This is a genomic window from Candidatus Accumulibacter aalborgensis (assembly GCF_900089955.1).
GTDB classification, from domain to species: domain Bacteria; phylum Pseudomonadota; class Gammaproteobacteria; order Burkholderiales; family Rhodocyclaceae; genus Accumulibacter; species Accumulibacter aalborgensis.
This window is the reverse complement of the sequence record NZ_FLQX01000046.1, coordinates 1-1,202: the sequence shown is the minus strand read 5'-3', so window position 1 is coordinate 1,202 and position 1,202 is coordinate 1. Positions and strand designations below refer to the sequence as shown.

The window sequence follows — 1,202 nt, the reverse complement described above, 5'->3', positions numbered from 1 at the left end:
CTTCCCGACCGTACGCGGGATATTTGGAGCCCTTAGACCTTGGCCAGGGGAGGACGTAACAGCAGGGCTTGGCCCAGGCGTGAGCGGCAAGAATCAGTGAGAGCAGGATGAGCCGCAGAGCCTGTCGCGCGGCGCGAAGGAGCGCGCTCGCTGCACGCTGGCGAGCGCTTGCGGCGCGCACCCGCGGCAGCGATTCAGGACCACGCGCGGGAGCGTGGGCTCTTTGCTGGTCGCCGTTCGTCTGCATCACCGCCAGTGGGATGCCTTCGCGCCACGGGGTTCGAGGCGCTGTCTGGTCATTGCCGTGTTCCTGTACCTTGGGCGTTCCTGATGTGTTGGCGAGCCGTCTCGGGTTGGTCTTGCCAATCGCATGGGAAGGACGATCAGCCCTGCGCCGGCGAGCAGCACCAGGGTGCCGGGCTCGGGTAGCGGTGCGGACAGCACGGTGATGCTGCCGCTGGTCGACGAGTGCTCCCGTTCCACACCGTTGACGTCGCCGAGCGTGACGTTCTCGAAAGTCAGTGCGCTGGTGCCCACAGCGAGGCTCTTGAAGCCGAGAGTCAGTAGCAGCATGGAATCACTCTGCACGGCGAGGAGAGCTGTCGGGTCTTCGAGCGAGAAAGCACTGAGGTTCAGCCGGCCTGGTGCCAGGAAATCAACGTCCAGGCCGATGGCCAAGCCAAGGGCACCCGCATCGGTAGCCTTGTCGAACTTGATGATCGCGGGATCGTAGACGATTTCGAAGTCGTAGTCGCCGAGTCCGCCAGGACTGCCCGGTGGCTCTGGGGCGACATCGGTGATGCGGACCTCGACGGTGGCGGAACTGCCTAGCCCAAGGTCTTGCGCCGATGGCGAGAAGCTGAGCGTGTAGGCCGAGGCCGCTCCCGAAACGACGACGAGAGCCACCAGCAGGCCCCGTGTCAGCGTGCGAATGACGCGTATGGTTTTCATCCGTTTGGTCTCCTCCACAAAGCCAGTGTGTTGCGCAAAAATACGAGACCAATAATCGTGGTCTGTCCCCGGATCTGCTCGCCGGAACAGCCGCAGCTTCCGGCGGGCGGTATGTTGGCGCCGAAGGGGATCAGCAGCGGTCCGGGGAAAACGTCTTCATAGGTGGTCTTGCCGGTGGTGTCCGGGTAATTGCGTATTTCGCGGAACGTGACCGGTCGTTTCGCGTGATCGTGACCGGTGGAGAGATGCTG

General features: G+C 63.6%; 2 protein-coding genes. Both read right to left on the bottom strand.

Annotated features, from left to right (window positions below):
• Nucleotides 1-246: 246 nt before the first annotated feature.
• Nucleotides 247-951, bottom strand: a complete 705-nt coding sequence (locus ACCAA_RS04350) for a cohesin domain-containing protein (protein WP_186406025.1) — start codon at nucleotides 949-951, stop codon at nucleotides 247-249.
• Nucleotides 948-1,202, bottom strand: a 255-nt coding sequence (locus ACCAA_RS04345; RefSeq protein WP_186406024.1) for a hypothetical protein, incomplete at its 5' end; no start/stop codon positions are given. The genes ACCAA_RS04350 and ACCAA_RS04345, both read right to left, overlap by 4 nt.